The organism is Megasphaera sp. DISK 18 (genome assembly GCF_001682955.1).
Lineage (GTDB): Bacteria > Bacillota > Negativicutes > Veillonellales > Megasphaeraceae > Megasphaera > Megasphaera massiliensis.
This window is the reverse complement of the sequence record NZ_LUGJ01000007.1, coordinates 1-23,460: the sequence shown is the minus strand read 5'-3', so window position 1 is coordinate 23,460 and position 23,460 is coordinate 1. Positions and strand designations below refer to the sequence as shown.

29 protein-coding genes are annotated in these 23,460 nt (G+C 49.3%); 4 read left to right on the top strand and 25 right to left on the bottom strand.

Annotated features, from left to right (window positions below; all coding sequences use genetic code 11):
* Positions 1 to 115: 115 nt before the first annotated feature.
* The 10 genes from A0U42_RS01615 to A0U42_RS01570 form a co-directional block, all read right to left on the bottom strand.
* Positions 116 to 385: a TIGR04076 family protein gene (locus A0U42_RS01615; RefSeq protein WP_065359609.1), complete on the bottom strand. Its 270-nt coding sequence runs from the start codon at positions 383 to 385 to the stop codon at positions 116 to 118.
* Positions 386 to 475: 90 nt separating this feature from the next.
* Positions 476 to 1,240: a TatD family hydrolase gene (locus A0U42_RS01610; RefSeq protein WP_065359608.1), complete on the bottom strand. Its 765-nt coding sequence runs from the start codon at positions 1,238 to 1,240 to the stop codon at positions 476 to 478.
* Positions 1,240 to 3,183, bottom strand: a complete 1,944-nt coding sequence (gene metG, locus A0U42_RS01605) for a methionine--tRNA ligase (RefSeq protein ID WP_065359607.1) — start codon at positions 3,181 to 3,183, stop codon at positions 1,240 to 1,242. Before metG ends, A0U42_RS01610 begins: the two co-directional genes overlap by 1 nt.
* Before the next feature lie 35 nt (positions 3,184 to 3,218).
* Complete coding sequence (rsmI, locus tag A0U42_RS01600; protein ID WP_065359606.1) at positions 3,219 to 4,064, bottom strand: 16S rRNA (cytidine(1402)-2'-O)-methyltransferase; 846 nt, start codon at positions 4,062 to 4,064, stop codon at positions 3,219 to 3,221.
* A gap of 44 nt (positions 4,065 to 4,108) precedes the next feature.
* Positions 4,109 to 4,840, bottom strand: a complete 732-nt coding sequence (locus A0U42_RS01595) for a tRNA1(Val) (adenine(37)-N6)-methyltransferase (RefSeq protein WP_065359605.1) — start codon at positions 4,838 to 4,840, stop codon at positions 4,109 to 4,111.
* Positions 4,830 to 5,675 carry a stage 0 sporulation family protein gene (locus A0U42_RS01590; protein ID WP_044505248.1) on the bottom strand — a complete coding sequence of 282 codons (846 nt, stop codon included), beginning with the start codon at positions 5,673 to 5,675 and terminating at the stop codon, positions 4,830 to 4,832. The genes A0U42_RS01595 and A0U42_RS01590 overlap by 11 nt, the downstream gene beginning before the upstream one ends.
* Complete coding sequence (locus A0U42_RS01585; RefSeq protein ID WP_065359604.1) at positions 5,676 to 6,662, bottom strand: DNA polymerase III subunit; 987 nt, start codon at positions 6,660 to 6,662, stop codon at positions 5,676 to 5,678.
* A 105-nt stretch (positions 6,663 to 6,767) separates the two neighbouring features.
* Complete coding sequence (locus A0U42_RS01580) at positions 6,768 to 7,457, bottom strand: thymidylate kinase (RefSeq protein ID WP_044505246.1); 690 nt, start codon at positions 7,455 to 7,457, stop codon at positions 6,768 to 6,770.
* Positions 7,447 to 8,916, bottom strand: a complete 1,470-nt coding sequence (locus tag A0U42_RS01575) for an aminotransferase class I/II-fold pyridoxal phosphate-dependent enzyme (protein ID WP_065359603.1) — start codon at positions 8,914 to 8,916, stop codon at positions 7,447 to 7,449. The genes A0U42_RS01580 and A0U42_RS01575 overlap by 11 nt, the downstream gene beginning before the upstream one ends.
* An 8-nt stretch (positions 8,917 to 8,924) precedes the next feature.
* On the bottom strand, positions 8,925 to 9,380 hold the full coding sequence (locus A0U42_RS01570; protein WP_065359602.1) for an NUDIX domain-containing protein: 456 nt from the start codon (positions 9,378 to 9,380) through the stop codon (positions 8,925 to 8,927).
* A 224-nt stretch (positions 9,381 to 9,604) separates the two neighbouring features.
* Here A0U42_RS01570 and A0U42_RS01565 point away from each other — a divergent pair, with 224 nt between their 5' ends.
* Together A0U42_RS01565 and A0U42_RS01560 are read left to right on the top strand one after the other, a co-directional pair.
* Positions 9,605 to 10,444: a pyridoxamine kinase gene (locus A0U42_RS01565; RefSeq protein ID WP_065359601.1), complete on the top strand. Its 840-nt coding sequence runs from the start codon at positions 9,605 to 9,607 to the stop codon at positions 10,442 to 10,444.
* Positions 10,445 to 10,543: 99 nt separating this feature from the next.
* The gene (locus A0U42_RS01560) at positions 10,544 to 11,098 is read left to right on the top strand and encodes a biotin transporter BioY (RefSeq protein WP_065359600.1); all 555 of its coding nucleotides are present in this window, start codon (positions 10,544 to 10,546) and stop codon (positions 11,096 to 11,098) included.
* Positions 11,099 to 11,146: 48 nt separating this feature from the next.
* Here A0U42_RS01560 and A0U42_RS01555 read toward each other — a convergent pair whose 3' ends face one another.
* From A0U42_RS01555 to A0U42_RS01495, 13 genes are all read right to left on the bottom strand, one after another.
* Positions 11,147 to 12,118 (bottom strand): alpha/beta hydrolase, encoded by a 972-nt coding sequence (locus A0U42_RS01555; protein WP_065359599.1) that lies wholly within the window; start codon positions 12,116 to 12,118, stop codon positions 11,147 to 11,149.
* Positions 12,119 to 12,313: 195 nt separating this feature from the next.
* Positions 12,314 to 12,871 carry an NAD(P)H-dependent oxidoreductase gene (locus A0U42_RS01550; protein ID WP_065359598.1) on the bottom strand — a complete coding sequence of 186 codons (558 nt, stop codon included), beginning with the start codon at positions 12,869 to 12,871 and terminating at the stop codon, positions 12,314 to 12,316.
* Between the two features lie 49 nt (positions 12,872 to 12,920).
* Positions 12,921 to 13,400: a flavodoxin gene (locus A0U42_RS01545; protein WP_065359597.1), complete on the bottom strand. Its 480-nt coding sequence runs from the start codon at positions 13,398 to 13,400 to the stop codon at positions 12,921 to 12,923.
* 312 nt (positions 13,401 to 13,712) lie between these two features.
* Complete coding sequence (rplL, locus tag A0U42_RS01540) at positions 13,713 to 14,081, bottom strand: 50S ribosomal protein L7/L12 (protein WP_044505054.1); 369 nt, start codon at positions 14,079 to 14,081, stop codon at positions 13,713 to 13,715.
* A gap of 61 nt (positions 14,082 to 14,142) precedes the next feature.
* Complete coding sequence (gene rplJ, locus A0U42_RS01535) at positions 14,143 to 14,700, bottom strand: 50S ribosomal protein L10 (RefSeq protein ID WP_044505053.1); 558 nt, start codon at positions 14,698 to 14,700, stop codon at positions 14,143 to 14,145.
* A gap of 175 nt (positions 14,701 to 14,875) precedes the next feature.
* Entirely contained in the window at positions 14,876 to 15,592 is a 717-nt protein-coding gene (gene rplA / locus A0U42_RS01530) for a 50S ribosomal protein L1 (RefSeq protein ID WP_065359596.1), read from the bottom strand.
* 56 nt (positions 15,593 to 15,648) lie between these two features.
* Positions 15,649 to 16,074 carry a 50S ribosomal protein L11 gene (gene rplK / locus A0U42_RS01525; protein WP_044505050.1) on the bottom strand — a complete coding sequence of 142 codons (426 nt, stop codon included), beginning with the start codon at positions 16,072 to 16,074 and terminating at the stop codon, positions 15,649 to 15,651.
* A gap of 89 nt (positions 16,075 to 16,163) precedes the next feature.
* Positions 16,164 to 16,703, bottom strand: coding sequence for a transcription termination/antitermination protein NusG (gene nusG, locus A0U42_RS01520; protein WP_065359595.1), 540 nt, complete (start codon positions 16,701 to 16,703; stop codon positions 16,164 to 16,166).
* Between the two features lie 15 nt (positions 16,704 to 16,718).
* Positions 16,719 to 16,952: a preprotein translocase subunit SecE gene (gene secE / locus A0U42_RS01515; protein ID WP_044505048.1), complete on the bottom strand. Its 234-nt coding sequence runs from the start codon at positions 16,950 to 16,952 to the stop codon at positions 16,719 to 16,721.
* Between the two features lie 47 nt (positions 16,953 to 16,999).
* A complete protein-coding gene (rpmG, locus tag A0U42_RS01510; protein ID WP_014015374.1) occupies positions 17,000 to 17,149 on the bottom strand; it encodes a 50S ribosomal protein L33 in 150 nt (49 codons plus the stop codon).
* Between the two features lie 213 nt (positions 17,150 to 17,362).
* Entirely contained in the window at positions 17,363 to 17,719 is a 357-nt protein-coding gene (locus A0U42_RS01505) for an HI0074 family nucleotidyltransferase substrate-binding subunit (protein ID WP_065359594.1), read from the bottom strand.
* 208 nt (positions 17,720 to 17,927) lie between these two features.
* Positions 17,928 to 18,113: a ferredoxin gene (locus A0U42_RS01500; RefSeq protein WP_044505044.1), complete on the bottom strand. Its 186-nt coding sequence runs from the start codon at positions 18,111 to 18,113 to the stop codon at positions 17,928 to 17,930.
* 228 nt (positions 18,114 to 18,341) lie between these two features.
* Positions 18,342 to 18,614 carry a heavy-metal-associated domain-containing protein gene (locus A0U42_RS01495; protein ID WP_065359593.1) on the bottom strand — a complete coding sequence of 91 codons (273 nt, stop codon included), beginning with the start codon at positions 18,612 to 18,614 and terminating at the stop codon, positions 18,342 to 18,344.
* A 221-nt stretch (positions 18,615 to 18,835) separates the two neighbouring features.
* Here A0U42_RS01495 and A0U42_RS01490 point away from each other — a divergent pair, with 221 nt between their 5' ends.
* Positions 18,836 to 20,212, top strand: coding sequence for an amino acid permease (locus A0U42_RS01490; protein WP_065359592.1), 1,377 nt, complete (start codon positions 18,836 to 18,838; stop codon positions 20,210 to 20,212).
* A gap of 219 nt (positions 20,213 to 20,431) precedes the next feature.
* Here the strand turns inward: A0U42_RS01490 and A0U42_RS01485 are convergent, their stop codons facing one another.
* Positions 20,432 to 21,079, bottom strand: coding sequence for a flavodoxin family protein (locus tag A0U42_RS01485; RefSeq protein ID WP_255304073.1), 648 nt, complete (start codon positions 21,077 to 21,079; stop codon positions 20,432 to 20,434).
* A 175-nt stretch (positions 21,080 to 21,254) separates the two neighbouring features.
* Here A0U42_RS01485 and A0U42_RS01480 point away from each other — a divergent pair, with 175 nt between their 5' ends.
* On the top strand, positions 21,255 to 21,581 hold the full coding sequence (locus tag A0U42_RS01480; protein WP_044505038.1) for a helix-turn-helix domain-containing protein: 327 nt from the start codon (positions 21,255 to 21,257) through the stop codon (positions 21,579 to 21,581).
* On the opposite strand, the gene eno is transcribed toward A0U42_RS01480, so the two are convergent.
* The gene (eno, locus tag A0U42_RS01475) at positions 21,572 to 22,867 is read right to left on the bottom strand and encodes a phosphopyruvate hydratase (RefSeq protein WP_044505037.1); all 1,296 of its coding nucleotides are present in this window, start codon (positions 22,865 to 22,867) and stop codon (positions 21,572 to 21,574) included. The two genes, A0U42_RS01480 and eno, sit on opposite strands and share 10 nt — an antisense overlap.
* Between the last annotated feature and the right edge of the window lie 593 nt (positions 22,868 to 23,460).

Genomic DNA, 23,460 nt, shown 5'->3' with positions numbered 1-23,460 from the left:
CACTGAGCTACTTCCGCATGTATTGTGTCTGTTTCAGAACACTTGAATATCATACCAAATAAAGTAACTCCTGTCAAGCATTTTTCCGTTCCCTTTTTCAATAAAATCTCTTCCCTTACTCGACAACCTTGGCCTTAAACACCAGGGCCACGTCGGCATCAGAACAGCAAAATTCCGCTTCCCCTTCGGGCTGGCCCGGGAGCTTCCCGCCATAGCGCAGGATGTCGATATAAGGAAAGGCACAGTGCATGGCCATGGGACAGATTTTCCCCCGATCCGTGTCATAATCAAAGGTTTCACCGATATGGTGACCGCGATGGCAGCCCATGGTTCCTAATTTTCCCGTAACGGTCAATTCGATCTTCGGTCGCTTTCCTCGTTCCATAAAAAATCTCCTTTCTCATATCCCCTAAAAAGAGAAAGACGCGGGACGGGACATCATCGATGATATCCGCCCCGCGTCCACAGTATTCTATTAAATATGAAACAGCCGTCGGCCATTTTCTGTCGTAATACGGGCTGCTTCTTCCACACTTATATTGCGAAGGGCTGCCAGTTCCTCTGCCACATAACGGACATAAGCCGGTTCATTACGCTGGCCGCGATGGGCCTGAGGCGTCAGATACGGGCTGTCCGTTTCGATGAGGATGCGGTCTAAGGGCAGGTTTTCGGCGACTCGTCGAGCTCGCTTCGAATTGGGATAAGTCAAGGGACCGTCAAAGCCGAAGTAGAAGCCCATGCGCAGGAGTTCTGCCGTCATCTCAAGGCTTCCGGAGTAGCAGTGAAAGACACCGCGGATGCCCTTGCCGTATTGGCGAAGAATATCCAGCGTATCGCCGTGAGCTTCGCGGTCGTGGATGATAATCGGCACGTCGAGTTCGACGGCGAGCTTCACCATGTCGATGAAGACGGCCTGTTGGACGGCGCGGTCGGGCTCAGGCCAGTGATAGTCTAAACCTACTTCACCGATAGCGACGACTTTTTTCTCATCGCGCACCCACTGACAAAGTCTCTCTGCATCTTCCGGCGTTGCCGTGGCCGCCAGCTCCGGATGAATGCCGACGGCGGCATAGACTCCGTCACAAGAATTGGCAAGGTCGATGCAGGCGCGAGACGTCGCCATATCCGTCGCCGGACAGAGCATCAAGCCGACACCGGACGCAGCCGCCCGAGACAATACGTCCGGACGGTCCGCATCGTAAGCCTTGTCATTGATATGACAGTGCGTATCGAACAGCATTATCGTACGCGGCTGCCCGGTGCCATGCCGTCGACAAAGGCAACCTGCAGATTGTCGTTACCGTCGGAAGCAGCCAGGAGCATCCCCTTCGATTCAACACCGCAGAGTTTGACCGGCTTCAAGTTGGTGACGACGATGACGCAGTGACCGATGAGGTCTTCCGGTTTATAGTACAGGGAAATCCCGCTGACGATCTGGCGAGTTTCGACACCGAGGTCGACTTGTAGTTTCAGCAGTTTTTTAGCCTTGGGAACTTTTTCGCAGGCTACGATTTTACCGACGCGAAGGTCGATTTTACCGAAGTCATCGATGGTGATTTCCGGTTTTACCGGTTCCTGGGCCGCCGGGCAGACCGGTTCAGCTGCTTCTTTCTTATCGGTCTTAGCTTCGGCGATTTCTTCATCTAAGTCGTAGCGCGGGAAAAGGGCATCGCCCTTTTCGACCTTCGTATCGGCCGGATACAGTCCCCACTGCTGCGCATCCTGAAGGTTTGCCTTGGAAAAATCACCAAGCCCCAACTGATGCCACATATCGGCAGCGCTGACGGGAATGAAGGGGCTTACTAAGGCCGCAATGATGCGCTGTGCTTCGATCAAATTGTACAGGACCGTCTGCAGGCGCTGAGCCTTCGTTTCATCCTTAGCGAGGACCCACGGCGTCGTTTCGTCGATGTATTTATTGCTGCGGCGGATGAGGGTCCAGACGTCGTTAATGGCATCGTTGATCTTCATGTCATCCATGAGGGTTTCAAACTGCTTGGCCGTTTCAACAGCGCAGGCTGCCAAATCATCATCAACAGCTTCTTTTACCGTCGGGCCGGCGACGACGCCGCCTTCGTATTTTTCGACCATGGCTAAGGTACGCTGCAAGAGGTTGCCCAAATCGTTAGCAAGGTCGGAGTTGATGCGGTTGATAAAGGAAGGCAAAGAGAAGTTACCGTCTTGGCCGAGGCGGATTTCTTTGAGCAAGTAGTACCGCAGAGCATCGGCGCCGTAGCGGTCGATTAAAGGAATAGGATCGACGACATTCCCTAAGGATTTACTCATCTTCGTTCCGTCGACGATGAGCCAGCCGTGACCAAAGACCTTTTTCGGAATCGGCAGACCGCAGCTCATGAGCATAATCGGCCAGATGATGCTGTGGAAGCGAACGATTTCCTTACCGACCAGATGGAGGTCAGCCGGCCAGAATTTTTTGAACTTTTCCGGATCGTCGAGGTACCCCGCAGCCGTTACGTAGTTAACCAAGGCGTCGAACCAGACGTAAACGACGTGCTTCGTATCCCAAGGCACTTTGATGCCCCAGTCGAAGGACGTACGGGAAACACAGAGGTCTTCGAGCCCGCTTTTAACGAAGGAAATCATTTCGTTGCGTCGCGATTCCGGCTGGATGAAATCAGGATTTTCGTCAATAAATTGCAGCCATTTGTCGGCGTATTTATTCATCTTTAAGAAATAGGCTTCTTCCGAGACGAGTTCCAGCGGACGACCGCAGTCGGGGCAGATGTGTTTGCCTTCAGGGAGTTTGTTTTCCGGCCAGAAGGTTTCACAGGGCGTACAGTACCAACCCTTGTATTCGCCTTTATAAATGTCGCCGTTGTCGTAGGATTTCTGCATCAAGGCCTGAACGACTTTTTCATGGCGTTTTTCCGTCGTCCGGATGAAGTCATCATTGGAGATATTCAATTTTTTCCACAACTCTTGGAAGAGCGATACGATTTCATCGACGTATTCGATGGGCTTCACGCCTTTTTCTTCAGCTGCTCGCTGAATCTTCTGGCCGTGTTCGTCAGAACCGGTCAGGAAAAAGACGTCATCGCCGCGCAGGCGGTGGAACCGAGCCAGCGAGTCGGCAATCGTCGTGCAGTACGTGTGCCCAATGTGAAGTTTGGCGCTTGGATAGTAAATCGGTGTGGTGATATAATACTTTCTTTTTTCAGACATGGGATTTCCCTCCTATACCGACAAATGAGCCGGTGTTATAAACTAAGCGCAGCCTGGTATACACTACGTTTGGGCACGCCGCACCGTCTGGCGACAGTCCGGACAGCCTCTTTCTTAGCAACGCCCTGTTCCATCAGTTCCCGGACCAGGGCTGCATAATCAACATTTTCAGAATTGGCATCTTCAGCCATTTTCGTCATCCCCTCTACGAGGATGACGAATTCGCCGCGCGTCCCTTGTTCAGAAAGGGCGGCTTGAAGTTCGCTGAGGCTTCCATGAAGATACTGTTCATATCGTTTGGTCAGTTCCCGACAGAGAACGGCCTGTCGGTCGCCCAGTACCTCTATCATTTCGCCCAGTACCTGCCGGATGCGGTGAGGGGCTTCATAAAAAATGAGCGTTCCCTCATAGGCTTCGACGGACTGCAGGGCCGGCAGGCGATGTTTCTGCGTCTTCGGCAAAAAACCGACAAAGGTAAACCTCGTCGTATCCATACCGGAAGCGATGAGTCCCGTAAGGCCGGCATTGGCCCCCGGAAGAGGCACGATAGGAATATCGGCTTCCAAGGCCAAACGGACCATGTCACTGCCGGGGTCGCAAATAGCCGGCATGCCGGCATCGCTGACCAGAGCAATCATCAGGCCGTCTTTCAATTTCTCGATAAGCTGCGGCCCTTTTTCGGCTTTATTATGTTCGTGATAGCTCGTAAGGGGCGTATCGATATCATAAGCCATGAGCAGCTGTTTCGTATGACGCGTATCTTCAGCGGCAATGAGGTCAGCTTCTCGCAGGCAGCGTACCGTGCGGTACGTAATGTCCTCTAAATTTCCGATGGGCGTCGGGCAGAGGTAGAGCGTCCCCTTTTGAAAAACTTCCGGCATAATACTCCTTTCACAGAAAAAAGACGGCTGAAAAGGACACCGCCTTATCTTCCATATAAGCGATCCACAGCGTCACTATAACTTCCATCGGCCGTATGGACAATGAGCGGCGGCAGGACAGACAGGCCCTTCCCGCCTCCGTGAATGCCTTCGACGAGGAAAAGCTTCGCTTCTTTATCGGGGCGACCATGAATCATCTGCAAAACCTTTGGTTCAATATCACGGGCCCGCAGGGCTTCTAAAATATCCGCCATCCGTTCGGTAATATGAACCATGCGAAAGCGGCCGTGATACTTCAAGGCGTATTTCGCCGCATCGAGGACATCGTCTAAAGACGCTGTTTCTTCATGGCATGCCCTCCGGATGCCGTCGACGTCACTGTAAGCCCCGCGGCTTTTTTCCCGGTAAGGCGGATTGGCATAGACGGCTGAAAAGGCACCGGACGGCGACCACTCCCGAATCCGGCGATAATCACCTTCTACGATGCGGATGCGGTCATCCCGCCCGTTCAAGGCCACGTTGCGGCCGGCAATATCGGCCATAATCGGATTAAACTCAACCCCGGTCAGGTCACGTGCCCCGCGGGCCGTCAGAATCAGCGGAATGGCCGCCGTCCCGGTTCCTAAATCAAGGGCCGGTCCATGAGGAACGGCCCCAAAGTGAGCCAATAAAACGGTATCGATGGAAAAACAGAACTGATCGTCCCGCTGAATGACCTTCATCCCATCGAGGATCAAGTCATCCAACCGTTCGTGAGGACCGAGCTCAATTTTCATGTTCCGTTTCCCCTACATCGGACCAGGGAACATTGATATTATGGCCCGATTCGAGCTGTACTTTGACAGTCTTATCTTTCATATGAACGCGAAGTACCGTGCCGACGCCTTCATCGGTCATGACCCGCTTTCCAACGGCCGGCGGCTTCTGCTGTTCACAGCCTTTCTGCTGGCAGTTGCAGCACTTCAGTTCGCCTGACGTGTAAAGCTGGTTTTCATAGCGCAGGCAGCACATGAGGCGGCCGCAGATGCCCGAAATTTTAGTCGGATTGAGGGACATGCCCTGGCCCTTGGCCATGCGGATCGACACGGGCTTAAAGTCACCGAGAAAAGTCGCACAGCACAGCGGACGGCCGCAATAGCCGATGCCGCCGATCATCTTGGCTTCATCGCGAAGGCCGATTTGGCGAAGTTCGATACGGGTCCGGAAGACGGACGCCAAATCGCGGACCAGTTCGCGGAAGTCGATACGGCCGTCAGCCGTAAAGAAGAAGATGATTTTCCCCATATCGAAGGTATAATCGACATCGATGAGTTTCATCGGCAGCTTATGCTTGGCAATCTTGGTCAGGCAGATGCCGAAGGCCTTCTTCTCCCGTTCTTTATTTCGCTCAACTTGGCGCAAATCCTTGGCCGTAGCCTTGCGAATAATCGGTTTGAGCGGCTGGACGACTTCCGAGTCCTCGACGTCCCGCGGCGGAATGACAACATTGCCGAATTCCATGCCCCGCGCCGTTTCTACGATGACTCCATCATCCAAGGCTAGCTCAATCTTATCGGGATCAAAATAATATATCTTTCCAGCAGGTTTAAAACGCACACCTACAACGATCACTTAAAATCCTCCTTTGAGCCGTATCGTCTGGAGACTGACATAGTCCCAAACTAAGCGGACATTGACATGGCGCGTCACCGCTTCCAGCGCCTCATGAAGCACTGACGACACGGCAAAGACGGCATCATCCGTCCAGTACGGCAGTAATTCGGTCATATCGGAGATATAACCTTTTAAACGGACATATTCCCGGCCGGCTCCGCTGCGGAGAACGGCCATGTCCCGCAGCAACAGACTGATCCAGCCTAAGATTTCCGTCGTATCACTATCGGTCAAATTAGCCGATACGACAAGCCATTTCGAATAAGGACAGGCATGTTTGGCCATAATCGTTAAGAAGTCCACAGCAAAATGAGCCTTCTCCGTTCCATGCCCGTCAAGATACCGAAGGACCGTGCGAACAATACCGCCGCCCCACAGGATAGCATCATCCAAATTACCGCCGGCTCGATGAAGCCGCTGCAGCCCTTCCCTCATTTCATCGTCACCGACGGGATCGAAGGTAAAAGTAACGCAGCGCGACAGAATCGTCGGCAGCAGCAAATCAGGCTGATCCGTCACCAGAATGAAACAGACACCGGACGGCGGCTCTTCCAAGGTCTTCAGCATGCGGTTGGCAAATTCCACATTCATCGTCTCTACGTGGTCGATAATGCAAATCCGGCGCCGACCTCGTTCGCCTTGGAGGGCCAGTTTCGCCTGAAGCTGGCGAAATTGATCGACCTTCAACATGGCACCCATAGGAGCCAAATAAAAAACGTCATCGCCGTCGGCAATAAGGGCTTCATCGCCTGCCGGCGCCAAATCGCGAAAGACGGGACGGCCGGCCAAGGCCGAAGCGACGGCAATGGCCATCAGAGTCTTGCCGATACCGGCAGGACCGGCGAAAATCATGGCATGAGGGAGGCGGTCTTCATCGATGAGACGAGCCAATTTTCGCTTCAACCGGCCATGGCCGATGATCGTATCAAACAAGGTCTCATCCATCATTTTCACCTCCCTATTAAGAAATACCTTAATAACTTATTATATTAAAAAATCCTTCTAAAGTCTAGTATTTTCAACGCCTGACAGGTCTCCATCCGACCGAATCTATTTTTTGACAAGGGCAATCCCGGTGTCCAAAACGCAGCGGTATACATCGTCATGAATTTCCTCTATCGGACGGAGTTTTTCACCTTCGGCGCAGGCAATTCTCGTCCAGCCATAGCGAACCGCCAATTCGTCATAAGCGGCGTGACATTTGGCCAGAAACTGCCCGTTTTTTTCATGGATGTCCCCGGTCTCGCCGCCTGTTTTTCCGACGCGGTCGGCCATGAGCCCTTGGGTGACCGCTAAGGGTACGTCGAGGAGCAATACGGCATCCGGTTCGGGCAGGCCCATCTTGCGGAATTCAAAATCTTCGAGCCAGTCAAGGTAGGCCTTACGCCGGGCCGCATCATCGATCTTGATCATTTGATAGAGCATATTGCTCGTCGTATAACGGTCGGCAATGACGATACCGCCCTGATCATAAAAGGCCTTCCATTTCATTTGATAGGATGCAAAGCGGTCGACGGCAAAAAAAGCGGACGCAGCATAGGGGTTGACGGCGTCGGCATCGCGGCCGAAGTCGCCGCGCAAATACATCTTCACGAGGGCACTGGAATCGCTGTCATAGTCTGGATAGCTCACGGCCATGACGGGATAGCCGTCTTTCTTTAGATGTTCCGTCAAGAGTTTGGTCTGCGTCGCCTTGCCGCTTCCATCGCCGCCTTCAATAATAAATAATTTACCCTTCATGGGAATCCTCCTTCTGTACGCGTATCGTCCGCAGCGTCCCGTCAGCCGGACCGTTTGGTTTATAGCCATGAGCCATCTTATAGCGGATATACTGTTGGCACGCCTCCGTAATAAATTCTCCTGCCGCCAACACCGGGATGCCCGGCGGATAGAAGGTAACCGTTTCAGCTGCAATACGCCCACAGGCAGCCTCAAAGGGTATCGCTTCCACAGGACCGTTCCAAACCATTCTCGGCGCTGCGGCAACCTCGGGAATCGGAAGGGGCGGCTCTGCACTGGGAGCGGACTGACAACGGGGGCGACCGTCGGCAATAGCCCGGCAGGCATCGATCAGGGCTTGGGCCGTTTCCATCGTATCGCCAAGGGTAATCAGGGCCAATACGTGATTGCCTGCAATCAGTTCCACTTCGATTCCCTGCTTTCGCAGTTCTTTTTCCGCTTCGATGCCGTCGAGGCCGACGCCGGAAAAATCGATGGTGATCTTCGTTTCATCAAAACCGGTGACGACAGAACCGTCTACGATATCCCGTCCAAAGGACGACAGCCCTTGGATGGCATTGATTTCCCGACGCACATACCGGGCCAGTTCCAAGGCCCGTCCCAACAGCTCCGGCCCATGAAGAGCCAACTGCTGCCGAGCACTGTCGAGGGAGGCCAAGAACCAATAATGAGGACTCGTCGACTGAACGACAGACATAGACGCCGCCAAGCGATCGCTTAAGGGAAATCCTTGTCGACAATGAAGCATCGATGTCTGGGTCAAAGAGCCGGCCATCTTGTGAGTGCTTTGGGCAACGCAGTCGGCACCGCATTGCAGGGCTTCTTTGGGAAAGTCCGGCTGAAAGCCCAAGTGAGCCCCATGGGCTTCATCGACAAGGACAAAGAGCCCTTTTTCATGAGCATAGGCCGCCATGGCTTCCAGATTGCCGGCGATTCCATCGTACGTCGGATAGGTAAAAACGACAGCCTTGGCCTTCGGATAAGCTTCTATCGCCTTTTTTAAAGCCGTAAGGTCCGGCCCCAGCGATACTTGGCGTGCCGTATCAAAGCGACTTTCCATATAGACCGGCACAGCACCGCTCAAGATGAGGCCGCTGATGACGCTCTTGTGCGCTTCGCGGGGAATAATGATTTCATCACCGTCACGGCAGACTGCTAAAACCATGGCTTCAATGCAAGCCGTCGTCCCATTGATGGAAAAAAAGGTTCTCCCGGCACCATAAAGATCGGCGGCTAAGTCCATCGCCTCTTTCAACGGCCCTTCGGGCTGAAATAAATCATCGAGGGCATACATGACGCCAAGGTCTCTTGAAAGGGCCGATCCAAAAAGTTTCTCTTGGTAGTCCGAAATCCCCTGCCCCAACTTATGTCCCGGCGTGTGATAGGCCTTCATATGCAGCCGACAATAGTTTTCCAGGGCTTCCACAAAAGGAGCCCGCTGTTGTTGTTCTCTATTCATAAAAACCCTCATATATGGTTTAAAAAGTCACTCAGTAAGGCATGACTTTTCTCATAAGAAAATTGTTTCATCTGTTTCAATGATTGCTGCAGCGATTCCTGCAGGTGATAGGCCGAAAGTTCTTCCGGCTTCACCCAACGATAATCCCGATGCTCATCGGATACGACAACCTGCTCCGCATCAGCCATAGCCGTAAAAATGACGCCATTTAAAAATTGCCCGTCAGCCTTCTGGTAGCTCCAAATACCGGCCGGCGCTTCCAAGGTGATGGACAGACCCGTTTCTTCCTGAACTTCCCGCCGGAGCCCGACTTCAAAATCCTCATGAAAGAGCAGTCCTCCTCCGGGAAATTCCCAAGGATGCCGGCCTTCTATATCATTTTTCTGCAAGAGCAGCAGCTTGCCGTCGTGAAAGACCATCGCCTTGACACTGAGTCCCATCAAGACATTCCTTTCCTGCGCCATACGATCAACTCCTTATCCCTACTTCGCCTACAGTTTGAAAATTTCGATTACCTTTAATTATATCATAACCGCGCCAATAAGCTTACAGGAAAATCCACAAAAGCCCTCTGCCGACCTTTAAAACACCAGTGCATAGAGGACAGAATCCCTTTTATCTGTCTTATTTACACCTTGCAGTATATAGGTTAAAATTATAGTACAGTTTACTTAGAGGAGGTCTTTCTATGACAACCAAACGCGTCCTTGCGATTCACGATTTATGTTCTTTTGGCCGCTGCTCACTTACGGCGGCAATTCCGGTCATCTCCGCCATGGGATTTCAGGTCTGCCCCTTCCCAACGGCCATTTTCAGCAATAATCTGACCTACGGCGATTTCACCTTTTCCGATTTCACGCCCCATATGACGGAATTTATGGATAAATGGCAAAAATTAGGCTATGAATACGACGCCATTTACAGCGGATTTTTAGCCGATGCCGGTCAAATCGAAGTCGTTTCCGATGCCATTTCCCGCTTCGCCAAAGACGACAGCCTCGTCGTCGTCGACCCGGCCATGGGCGATAACGGCAATCTCTACCCGGTCTTCACGCCGGCCATCGTTCCGGAAATGCGAAAACTCATTGCCAAGGCCACGGTAATTACGCCGAATTATACGGAAGCCTGCTTATTAGCAGACATCCCCTACAGCGAAGACCTCCCGAAGACGACGGAAATGCTCGATCTGTGCAGGACCTTATCCGATATGGGGCCGAAAAAGGTCGTCATCACCAGTGTCGCCAGCGATTTGGGCACCACCAAAATCGTCAGTTACGATACGACGACGGCTTCCTTTGACGAATACCCGGTCCACCGCCTCCCCTTCAGCACCTGTGGAACGGGTGACCTCTTTACCAGTGTCCTTACCGGCGCTCTGCTCCAAGGGACGATGCTCCATGCCGCCATCAAAAAGGCCGCTGACTTCCTGAGCTATGCCATCGAATATACCTATAAAGCCGGAAGCGATCCCCGTGAAGGCGTCCAAGTCGAACCTTGCTTAGGGAAATTACTGAAAGACGAATTGTAAACCCTGTTTTTAGTTCAATAAGTTGACCTTAAAGGCACTGTTTGCTATAATACACCTTGTGTAATGAGTCCTGTATTCATAGTAAGGAGTGCTTTTATTATGTCCGAGTCACGAGAAAAGACGATGCGCCTGACGCACATCGCCTTGTTGATTGCAATGAACTGTATCTCTGCTTATCTGATCATCCCCCTGCCCTTTTCTCAGTCGCCCCTGGCCCTGCAGACACTGATCGTCAACTTAGTGGCCTTCCTCTTGCCGCCAAAAGACGCAGCTATCACCATGCTGGCCTATATCGGCATCGGCCTCATCGGCGTCCCGGTCTTCACAGCCGGTACCTCTGGTCCTGGAAAGATGTTCGGACCCACGGGCGGCTACATCTGGGCCTACGTCGTCGCCGTCTATCTCATGTCGACATTCAAGGGATCGACTTATAGTGTAAAACGCTATTCACTGGTCGCCATCGTCATCGGCATTCCCGTCATTTACCTCGGCGGTGCCTTGCAGCTCCACGGCGTCACCGAAATGCCCTGGGCTGCCGTCATCACCAGCGGCGTCTTGCCTTTCATCCCCTTAGACATCGTAAAAAGCATCTTGGCTGCCATCGTAGCCAAACCCTTGCTGCATGCAATCGCTCAAAAAAATAATTCGCGGTAAAACCGATCGTATCAAAAAAGCACATCCAACGGATGTGCTTTTGTCGTATTAGAAATGGCTTTTAGCAAAGGTTCCGATTTCCTGCAAGGACGCAACAGACGCGTCGAGGTCCGGCAGGCAAAGAGCAAAGTCATGGGGCATATCGGGATAGACGGTCATCGTCACTTCAACGCCATCGTCGACAGCCTTTTCCATAAACTTCTGATTTTCTGTCAGGAAAATTTCATGACCGCCGGTCTGAATCAGCATCGGCGGCAGCCCTTTCAAATCAGCATGAATCAGCGATAACCTCGGATCAGCGAGGGACAATGTCCCGGCATAAGACGGCTCTTTGACAGCCTTATTGAGCGGCGTTCCACGGCCTAAAATCTTATCTTTACGGTCGTTATAGGTCCGCGAAGCCGTAGCCGTACTGAAATCCGTCCATGGCGACTGGAGGATTAACAGTCGGGGCAAGGCTTCTTGATGGTCCCGCAAATAAAGCGCAAGGGCAACGGCCAGGTTTCCCCCTGCCGAATCTCCGACTAAGACGATGTTTTCTGCCTTGATACCGCTGTCAAGGAGATAGTTATAGGCCGCAATGGCATCGTCAAGGGCAGCCGGATAAACGTAGTTCGGCGCTAACCTATAATTAACACAATAAGCCTCTTTAGCATCCATCAAGGCCGCCTGCTTCAAAGCCATGAGCCGATGACCGTCACTCATGCCGAGGACATAACCGCCGCCATGGAGTTGTAAGAGCACCTTATCGGAATCAGAATTCGTATTCGTATACTTCTCGACAACGATGCCGCTGACGGTCACATCCTGTCGCTGCCAGCCATCAGGCAAGACAAAAGGCTTCTGATTGCGGCCGGTAAAGAGGTCGCCTGCGGCCTTTTCAATATATTGCTGCTGAGCCTGTCGATCCAAGATCAGGCCATGTTGCGGCAGGTAAAGCCCCTCGGCGGAAGCAATCAAATTCATGGCAATCAGGCAGGCACCGATAGCCGAGATTTTTAGCACCTTCTTATGCAACATAACAACACCTCCTCCCTCCGTGATGAAAAAAACGATTCGCATATGTTCTTATTTTACCATTGAACGCAGCTCCAAGTCAAGGCAGAAAGCAGAGATCCAAAGTATGTTTCCACAAAAAAAAGAAATGCCGCACCGCTATGGGCGACACTTCTTTTTTTAGAAAAACAGAGCAGCAACGAGGGCTGTCGTCAAAAATTACGCTGTAATTTCTTGAATACGGTCGATGAGTTTTTCTGCATACTCCCGAGCAGCCTGTTTCTGAGCCTCAATAGCCTTTTCATCATCGCGAGTGGTATAGCCGACACCATGGACGTAGAGAGCACCCTGGTAATCAAGACCGCAAAGGTTTGCCGTTGCCGGAAACATTTCAAGCATTTTGTTGATATCGCCAATGGATCCTTCACCGCCAGTATAGGCTTCTGCCGGAGCCCCTGTCGTAAATGAGACCAGCAGCTTTTTCCCACCGAGTTTCGCCTTAGAGCCATGAGAAAAGCCATGAAGGAAGACTTCATCAAGCCACTTCTTCATGAGCCAGGGCAGAGAATACCACCAGAAGGGAAACTGCCACACAATGAGATCGGCGGCCAGCAAGGCCTCCTGTTCCGCTTCTACATCGATATTCGCCGTCGGGTAGAGCTGATCCAGCTTGCGGATTTCAGCATCTGGAAGGGCTTTTTCAAGCTCGTCGAGAATCACCTTATTAGCAACGGACGTCGAGAGATCGGGATGGCCGGAAATAATCAAAGTTTTCATTCTTGTCTTCTCCTTTCATCGGGGAATAAACGCAAGAATACATTCTATGTTACTGACTGTTTTTTACAGCCCATTCTTTCAGCTCATCGACAGATACATTGTTCGGAAAACGTTTGCCTACAGCGACAGAGGCCCCCGCTGCCAAGGCCTGCATGTTCTTACCTGAATCTCCAATGGGGCTCATGCCGGACGTAGCAAAAGGAACGACCTTTTTACCACTAAAATCATAGCTTTCCATAAAAGTGTCGATAATGGACGGTTCCCGATACCACCAGACAGGAAAGCCAACAAAGACGACGTCATATTGACTCATATTTACGACCTTTTCGGCAATAGCCGGACGGCTGCCGGGATCCTTAGATTCTATGGAACTGCGGCTTTCTGAATTCTGCCAGTTAAGGTCCGCTGAGCTATAAGGCACCTCCGGTTTTATTTCAAAAATATCGGCACCGATGGCTTGAGACAGTTTTTCGGCAACCTTTGCCGTCACACCGCTGGCGCTAAAATAGGCGACTAATGCTTTATTCATGATAGATTCCTCCTCTATTATATCGAATAGGATACTTGATTTGTCAACGATAGATTTTTCATATCCGTCATGGCGATCATATCACCACTAAGACCAGTCTATCATTCATGAGCATTCATGTCTAATACCTATCACAAATTGCCAGAAATATATATTATGTATTTCTAACGGTAAATCAAAGGTACCGAAAAATGAGTGCCTCCATTTCAATTTCTAGAAAGTTTAGTATCAAAGTAGTATCAAACACATCTGGTGTAAACGAAAAAATCCCTGCAACCAGAGGTTGCAGGGATCGTAATTTCAAGAATGAAATTATTTGAGTTCGACCGTAGCGCCGGCTTCTTCGAGCTGAGCTTTGAGAGCTTCAGCGTCAGCTTTAGCAACGCCTTCTTTGACCGGTGCAGGAGCGCCGTCAACGAGAGCTTTAGCGTCTTTCAAGCCGAGGCCTGTAACTTCACGGACAACTTTGATAACGCCGATTTTTTTGTCGCCAGCAGAAGCGAGGATGACGTCGAATTCAGATTTTTCTTCAGCAGCAGCACCGCCAGCAGCCGGAGCAGCAGCAACGGCAACCGGAGCAGCAGCGGAAACGCCGAATTTTTCTTCCATGTCTTTTACGAGTTCGGAAAGTTCGAGAACGGTCATGTTTTCAATGGCCTGCATGATTTCTTCTTTAGTCATTTTGAAATACCTCCATAGTATCAGTTTTTAAGTTTGTTTTTATTAGTTATAGTAAGCTAAATTAAGCAGTTTCTTGTTCTGCTTTCTTAGCGCGTACAGCGTCAAGCACATAAACCATGTTGCGAATATTGCCCTGGAGTACGTTGACGAAGCCGGAAATCGGAGCCTGCATGCTGCCAACCAATTTCGCGAGAAGTTCTTCGCGGCTCGGCAAGCTTGCCAAAGCATCAACGGCTGCGGCATCAATAACCTGGCCGTCGACGATGCCTGCTTTTACAGACAAGGCTTCTGTCTTTGTTTCTTTGATGAATTCTTTCAGGATTTTAGCCGGAGCTACGGCGTCTTCCGTAGAATAAGCGATAGCCGTCGGGCCTTCAAGAACTGCATCCAATGCATTGTAGCCGAGTTCGTCTGCAGCAATGCGAGTCAAGGTGTTTTTGATAACCTTGTAGTCGACACCGCCTTCGCGGAACTTACGGCGAAGTTTCGTGACATCAGCAACGGTAAGGCCGGTGAAACCAACGAAAACAGCGCCCTGAGCGGACTGCATTTTTTCTTTCATTTCTTCGACAACCGCGGCTTTTGCCGGGGAAACCGGATGATTTGCAAATGTGGACATGAGTTTGATACACCTCCTTGAATTAGGATTTATATCGTCTTAGCAATCAAAAACGGCCTCATGGACAAACCACGAGGCCGAACTAGTCAAAGTCAGATATCTGCTAGTTTCATAGCCTCAGATGGCGGACATAGTGTCCATTATACATACCTTCAGTCTACAGCTAAGAGAGATATTAATTTTCTTCTTTCTTGGCAGCACCTTTAATGCTGAACTGATTGATGTGAACGCCAGGGCCCATCGTGGAGCTAACCGTGATGGATTTAATGTACTGGCCTTTAGCACCCGACGGTTTTACTTTGATGAGCGTATCAACCAAAGCCGTCAAGTTATCAATCAATTTATCTGCATCGAAAGACTTTTTGCCGATAGCGGAGTGAATATTGCCGGCCTTATCCGTACGATATTCAACCTTACCAGCTTTGCTTTCGCTAACAGCTTTTTCAACGTCCATCGTAACAGTACCAACCTTCGGGTTAGGCATGAGGCCTTTAGGACCGAGGATTTTACCGAGACGACCGACTTTACCCATCATGTTCGGAGTAGCGATTGCTACATCGAATTCGAGCCAGCCACCCTGGATCTTTTCTACAAGATCATCAGCACCGACGAAGTCAGCACCGGCAGCTAAAGCTTCTTTTTCTTTATCGCCCTGTGCAAATACGAGGACAGTCTTGGATTTACCAGTGCCGTGAGGCAGTACCAAGGCGCCGCGGACCTGCTGATCGGCGTATTTCGGATCTACGTTAAGGTTAACAGACAATTCAACGGTTTCGTCGAATTTGGCTGTATCCATCTTTTTCAAGATGTCGATTGCTTCTGCAACATCATACTGTTTCTGTTTATCGAACAGTTTTGCAGCTTCGGCATATTTCTTGCCTACTTTTGCCATGTTTCTTCCTCCTTATGTGGTTTAGCGGGTTACCCCTTCCACGGGCAGACAGTCGATTAGTCGACGATGTCGATACCCATGCTGCGAGCGGAACCTTCAATCATTTTCATAGCAGCTTCAACGTCGTTAGCGTTGAGGTCCGGCATCTTAGTCGTTGCGATTTCGCGGACTTTGTCGCGGCTCAATTTAGCTACTTTTTTCTTGTTCGGTTCACCCGAAGCTTTGTCCAGACCAGCTGCTTTCTTCAATAAGACGGCAGCAGGCGGGGTTTTCGTAATGAAAGTGAAGGAACGGTCTTCATAGACGGTAATTTCGACAGGGATGATGAAGCCAGCCTGTTTAGCTGTACGTTCATTAAATTCCTTTACGAATGCCATGATGTTGACACCAGCCTGGCCTAATGCAGGGCCAATCGGAGGCGCCGGAGTTGCTTTACCAGCTTCACACTGGAGTTTTACCATTCTTGCTACTTTTTTTGCCATGGTGAGTTACACCTCCTTACATTACAAGATGTGGTCAAACGAATCGTAACGATTCTCCCACTCGCGGCAGAAAGCCGCATTAGAAGTATTTATTCCAGACCCTTCTCGATTTGAGAATAGTCGACTTCTACTGGAGTTTCACGGCCAAACATATTTACGAGGCCTTTAACGGTACCTTTTTCTTCATTGACCTCCGTAACGACGGCGATACAATTTTCAAAAGGCCCTTCGGTAATGCGCACTTCTTCGCCAACTTCGACAGAAATGTGCGTTTTCGGTTTGCTTTCTACTTCCTGTTTGCCCAGGATTCTTTCGACTTCCTTAGGTTCCAAGGGAATAGGTTTCGTAGCCGATCCGACAAAACCGGTGACACCGGGAGTATTGCGGACGACATACCAGGAACGGTCATTGACTTCCATTTCAATCAGGACATAGCCGGGGAATACTTTCCGTTTAACGGTCCGCTTTTTCCCGTCCTTTACGTCAATTTCGTCTTCCATAGGGATGAGGATTCGGTTGATGACGTTTTCCAAACCCATGGACTTGACCTTCTGTTCCAGCGTTTGTAGTACTTTATTTTCATAACCGGAATACGTATGGATGACATACCATTTCATATCTGCTTCCATTTAAGCACAGCCCTCCTATCCGACAGCAAGCTGGAATAACTTAAACAGCTGCGAGAACGCGCCGTCAGCCACACCAATGATTACCATTACGACGATGGTAGCAACAATGACCATAACCGTGTAGTTAATCAATTCCCTTTTTGTCGGCCAGATGACCTTCTTCATTTCTACCTTTACGCCAGATAAAAATGACTTGCCCGGGTTCTTCTTCTTATTCTTTTGTGCTGCTTTTTTAGCTGAAAGTGCCATATAACCTCTCACATCCAAATAAGATTAGCACAATCTTATTCAATCAATTATTTCGTTTCTTTGTGTAACGTTTCTTTTTTGCAGAACGGGCAGTATTTTTTCAGTTCCAAACGATCCGGATTATTCTTCTTATTTTTGTTCGTCCGGTAGTTGCGCTGTTTGCATTCTGTGCATGCCAAAGTGATAGCTGTACGCATTCCTTACACCTCTCTTAAAAATAGTCACAAGCCTAGTTGTACGTAAGACTGCCTTTATAATGTATCACAACAGCTACGTCTAAGTCAAGGAAATTTTTCTGTAACTTAAAAAAGCCAGGCGTTGGTGGACGCCTAACTTTTGTAATGATATCATCTTTTTCAACTTCCGTCAATACCTTCGTTTTAAATTTCTGCTGAAGGCGCCAATAAAGATTACAGTTCTTCCTGCAGCTGCGTTAAAGCCGGTACATAGGAATCCAAGATCCGCCGTACCCGGACATCGAGGGCATCTTCGCTGCCGAAACGCTCGCGAATCATAGCCAACCACAAAGATTCATCGACAAAGAGGTACTGTTCATATGCCTCGGCAATAATTTCCTTCGGAGAGCCCATGGCAGACATCCCGAAGCCATCGCGCTTTAAGGCATCGCGAAAGACCGTCATCGCCAAGTCAAAGACGCCTTGATATAAATGGACGATGCCGTGGAGGATAAAAAGATTCGACAAGTCCTGCTGCTCGGCCTGCTGCAGCAATTGTAACTGTGCTGAAAAAGCCTGTCTCTCTGTCATCGTAAACCTCCTTCCAAACGCCAAAGAAGAGAAACGTCATTTCTTATATATAAGTATATATATATTATATCATATTCTACTTTATAAAAAAGCGAAAAGGGCTGCGCTGCCCTCTTATTCCGGGGTACAAAAAAGCACTGCCGGAAAACTCCGACAGTGCTTCTCTTCAAACCAAAAGTATATAAAGAGTATCGATCTTGAAACCGGGTTATGCTTCTTCAATGGCACCGGCCGGGCAGGAATTCATCGCGTCCTGAGCCGATTCATTCGTTGCTTCCGTAGCTTCAGCATAGGCTTCGGCCATACCCGTTTCATCGTTCATGCGGAATACTTCGGGACAAGTTCCGGCACAGAGACCACAGGCAATACAGGTATCGTTTACTTTATACTTCATAACAAATCACTCCTTTGTCCGAATCGTTACGATTCGAAATACTTGGACGGGTAAGTTAATCCTTACTGTGCTTATAGTATACCCGCCGACCGGCAAAAGAGCGGTTGCATTTCCAACAAAAAGGCAAAAAGACAAGCTTTATAGAAAAAGAATTTTTTCCATGAAGGCCCATCATTTTAATGACATTTCGCTATATACTTTTAATCTTATGCATAAGATATTTGCTGATTAATTCGATTTTGGTATCGAAGAAACTTCCGTTGCCGTGTAGCCGGCGTTAACAATTGTTTTCAAAATCTCATCGTCGCTGACATCATCTCGGACGATGAGTTCCGCCTGACCTCGCATCAAATCAACTTTTACCTTTTCAATGCCATCGACGTCCTTAAGGGCTTCGGTCACGTGTTTTACGCAATTTTGGCAGACCATACCGGAAATTGCAACATATTTTTTCGTTCCCTCTACCTTATCTCCGTGGAATAAATGACTAAAAAATCCCATAGTTGCTATATCCCCCTCTATGTTTTATTCATAAAGAAATAAATTCTCATCATCAATATTATAAGATGTTCTCGTCCAACTGGCAAGGTGGATATTGTATACACAATTCCATATGTTAAAATTATATTGACGATACCTATAAATCATAGTAAAATGAAATCAGCTAAAACTTTATCTTATTAAATGTTTGTGTTATTTTTATTAAAAAAGGATGTGAGTGTATGTCATTTTTTCGAACGAAGTCCGTATCCCAATTGCAAGAAGATGCAAGTAGCTCAAAGCTAAGTAAGAATCTTAGCGTCATGGACCTCACCTTCTTAGGTGTTGGCGGCATCATCGGGGCCGGGGTCTTTGTCTTGACAGGTATTGCCGCAGCTCGCTATGCGGGGCCTGGCGTTGCTTTATCCTTTGTCATCGCTGGTTTCCTCTGTATTCTCGTAGGCTTAACGTATAGTGAATTTTCATCCTTCATCCCTGCTTCAGGCAGTGTTTATTCCTATACCTTTGCTTCCTTGGGTGAAGGGATGGCCTTCTTATGCGGCTGGTCACTAATTCTGGCATATACCGTTACCGCCAGTGCCGTTGCCGTCGGGTTCTCCGGCTATCTATCGGGCATGAGTGCATCCTTGGGATTTGTCATCCCCGATTATCTGCTCAAGACACCGGCCGAAGGCGGGATCGTCAATCTGCCATCCATCATTATCATCCTTTTGCTCTGCTCGGTACTCATCCGCGGCACCAAGCAAAGTGCAAAATTAAACTTTGCACTCATCCTCGTCGCTTTGGCAGCTATCGTAGCCTTCGTCGTAACGGCTGCCCCCCATGCCAATCCCGACAACCTCAACCCGTTCGCACCGTTCGGCGTCCGCGGCATCTTCAGCGGCGCATCGATTGTTTTCTTCTCGTACATGGGCTTCGACGCCGTTGCTACATCGGCTGAAGAATGTAAGAATCCGTCCCGTGACCTTCCTATCGGGATCATTTCTTCCATCGCCATTTGTATGGCCTTGTACATCGCCGTTTCCTTAGCTCTGACAGCAGCTGTCAACTACACCCAGCTCGATACGCCGGAACCGGTTGCCTATGCCCTGCGTCTCCTCGGCTGGCCTGATCTTGCCAACCTCATCGCTATCGGCATATTGGCCGGTATCATTACGACGCTTATCGTTTACCTTTTCGGCCAGTCCCGTATCTTCTTTGCAGTTTCCCGCGACGGTCTTCTGCCGCAGCATCTCTGCAAGATTCACGATACGTACCACACACCGTACCTGATCACCATCGTTGGTTCGATCATCATCGCCATCATCTCCGGCTTCGTCCCCTTGATGCACATCGTCGAATTATCCAACACCGGTACGCTGGCAGTATTCTTGATCAACTTCATCGGTATCGTCGCTATGCGCCGCAACCATCCGGAAATCCCGCGGAAATTCCGCTGCCCGATCCTTCCGATCATTGCTCCCATCGGCGTTATCGTCTGCTTCTACCTGATTTATGAACTGTCGCCGCTGACCCATATGCTCTTCATCGGCTGGCTCGTTCTCGGCTTGATCATTTACTACGGCTACAGCCGCAGCCACAGTCTTCTTAATAAATAAAGTTTAGCTTAGCTCCCCCCTGGTAAGTCAGACTTTTGTACGATAGCTTTACCTCCTTTCTTTAATCTAGTAAAGCGGTGCAAAAATAGTCTAATTTAAATCAGTATTATGACAAAACGGTTGCTGTCCAAGAGTTCGTCCCTTAGGATAGCAACCGTTTTGTTATGCAAAGATTAACGCTGTTCCCCCTATGGAGTATATCGCTCCTTAAGATCAGCCTTAATGATTAAAATCGGTCCGATGGTCTGTTTCGATATGGTCGGCAAAAGCGCTTTCTTCCCCTTGTTTGGCAAAGCCTTTCAACATCCAAGCCATATTGCGCCCGATATTGCGCATAGTCTGAAGGCCTTCCAAATCCTTGCGAACTTCATCGGGCGTCATGCCGTGAACCATGTTCCAATACGTAGACGGAACGACAGGCATGCTGGCAATGCCAAAGTATTTGTTCAAAACATCGACAGCTGCCGTCGTACCGCCGCGGCGGGCCGAAACGATGGCAGCTCCCGGTTTTCCGGCAAAGACCGGATAGAGTTCCCCAACAGCCGACGAGTAAAATACACGATTCAAGAAAGACAAGATCTGACCACTCGGATGGGCATAATAGACAGGAGAGCCAAAGATAAATCCGTCGGCATCTTTAGCTTTTTCCAAAAAGCGATTGACGGCATCGTCGTTATCATCTTTAAAGATACAGCCTTGGCCATTACACTTATTACAGCCGATACAGTCACGCATGGGACGCGGCCCTAACTGAAAAAGTTCATATTCGACACCATTTTCAGTCAGGGTTTTACCGACTTCTTCCAATGCCGTGTAGGTACAGCCATTGAGATGGGGACTTCCGTTTACCATTAATACCTTCATCATTCGTTCCTCCTATTCCATGTAATGCACGAAACAACGTGCTCGATGCTCTCATTATTATATGGACCGAAGATCAAAAAATCAACAAGGCACTATTAAGTAAGGTACTATCCCAAAGGGAAGTATTGACTTCGTTACTTTCTTTTTGTATCATTCTAACAGAAAGGAGTGTATACCGATGGACGAAAAATTGGCAGCAGTCAATGTCGAACCTTTTGCCTACGCCTGCTCTTTATTCAACGGAAAATGGAAAATGCACATTCTCTTTTGGCTGTGGAAAAAAGAGGTGCTGCGCTATGGCGAACTAAAAAAAGCACTGGGAAAGGTAACACACAAAATGTTATCCCAGCAGCTTAAGGAAATGGAAGCAGACGGCATCATTTATAGAAAAGAATATCCCCAGGTGCCGCCCAAAGTAGAATATGGGCTGACAACACTGGGGAAATCTCTTATGCCTATTTTACAGCAAGTTTGTACGTGGGGACAAGACCACTATCAGCGCTGAATGCCGAAGGCCTGGAATCCGGGATAAATCCCTTTTCCGCCGAGTTCGTCTTCAATCTGCAGCAGGCGATTGTATTTGGCGACGCGTTCACTGCGGTTCGGTGCGCCCGTTTTGATCTGTGCCGTGTTCAAAGCGACGGCCAAGTCTGCAATGGACGTATCTTCCGTTTCACCGGAACGGTGAGATACGATAGCCCGGTAACCGGAACGGTGGGCCAATTTAATGGCTTCCAGCGTTTCCGAAACGGAGCCGATCTGGTTCAATTTAATGAGAATAGCGTTGCCGCTGCCCTGAGCAATACCCTTGGCCAGGCGTTCCGTATTGGTAACGAATAAGTCGTCACCGACGAGCTGTACGCGCTGTCCCAAAGCCTCGGTCAGTTTAGCCCAGCCTTCCCAATCTTCTTCATCAAGACCATCTTCGATGGAGTAGATCGGATATGCATCGGACAGCTTCTTCCAATGAGCGATTAATTCATCCGTCGTAAAGGTCTGACCGCTCTTGGGCAGATGGTACTGGCCCTGTTTTTCGCCTTTCCATTCGCTGGCAGCTGCATCAATAGCCAATACGAAATCCGTACCCGGTTTGTAGCCGGCTTCTTCGATAGCTTTCAGGATGTACTGAATAGCTTCTTCATCGCTGGCGAGATTCGGAGCAAAACCGCCTTCGTCACCGACGGAAGTAGCCAGGCCTTTGCTCTTCAAGAGGGCTGCCAGTGCATGGTAGACTTCAGCGCACCAACGGAGGCCTTCATGGAAGGAAGGAGCGCCGGCCGGCATGATCATAAATTCCTGAACGTCAACCGTGTTGGCAGCATGAGCACCGCCATTTAAGATGTTCATCATCGGTACGGGCAGGTAATTGCCGTTAACGCCGCCTAAGAAACGATGCAGGGGGATATCCAACGAAGCGGCAGCCGCTCTGGCAGTAGCCAAGGATACGGCCAAAATCGCATTGGCACCTAAGCGGGATTTATCCGGCGTGCCGTCAGCATCGATCATCAATTTATCAATGCCATAGGTATCAAAAGGATCCTGTCCTTTCAATACATCCTGCAATACCGTGTTGATGTTTTCAACGGCTTTGGTTACCCCTTTGCCGCCATAACGGCCCTTATCGCCGTCTCGAAGTTCAAGAGCTTCAAACTGGCCTGTCGATGCGCCGCTGGGAGCTGCGCTGCGGCCTACTGTGCCGTCAGACAAAATAACGTCAGCCTGTACGGTGGGGTTACCGCGAGAGTCCAAAATTTCACGACCAACAACTGCTTCAATACGAATGTTCTTCATTATTCAAAGCCCTCCTCTATATACATAAAAAATTAAGTAAATTCTATAGTGCTATTTAATTTGGTTATATTATACTATAGATGTCATGATTTTGCATAGTACTTTTTGAGAATCTTTATTATTATAAAATCAATACCGATGAAGTCTCGTTTAAAATAGAGGGAAATATGCATAAAAAAAGAGCACCGGCATTTGCCGGTGCTTCTTTCATCTTAACGGTGACAGATAGATTTTTCGACAAGATTGACGCGAAAACTTTCGGCGTTTACAGGTTTAGCTCTTATGTCGCGGACGGAAGCATCAGGATGGAAGATGACAGCATCAATAGGTTCAAAACAAAAATGGTAGCTTGGCAGCTGTATAAACATGTGTTTCTTAATGATTCTGTAATTCTGCGTAATTTTATCTTAAGGAATGGTTGGTAGTTCTGACGGCGGCTGTACGGGATTTTAAAAGGCGACACATAGATCTGACAGCGGCAGTCTCGTCGTCTTCGACATCCGTTGTAATTTTTATTTTATTTCATTTTTCATATAATAAAAGAAGCACTAGCAAATGCTAGTGCTTCTTCGCTTAATCAGCGGCTTCCTATC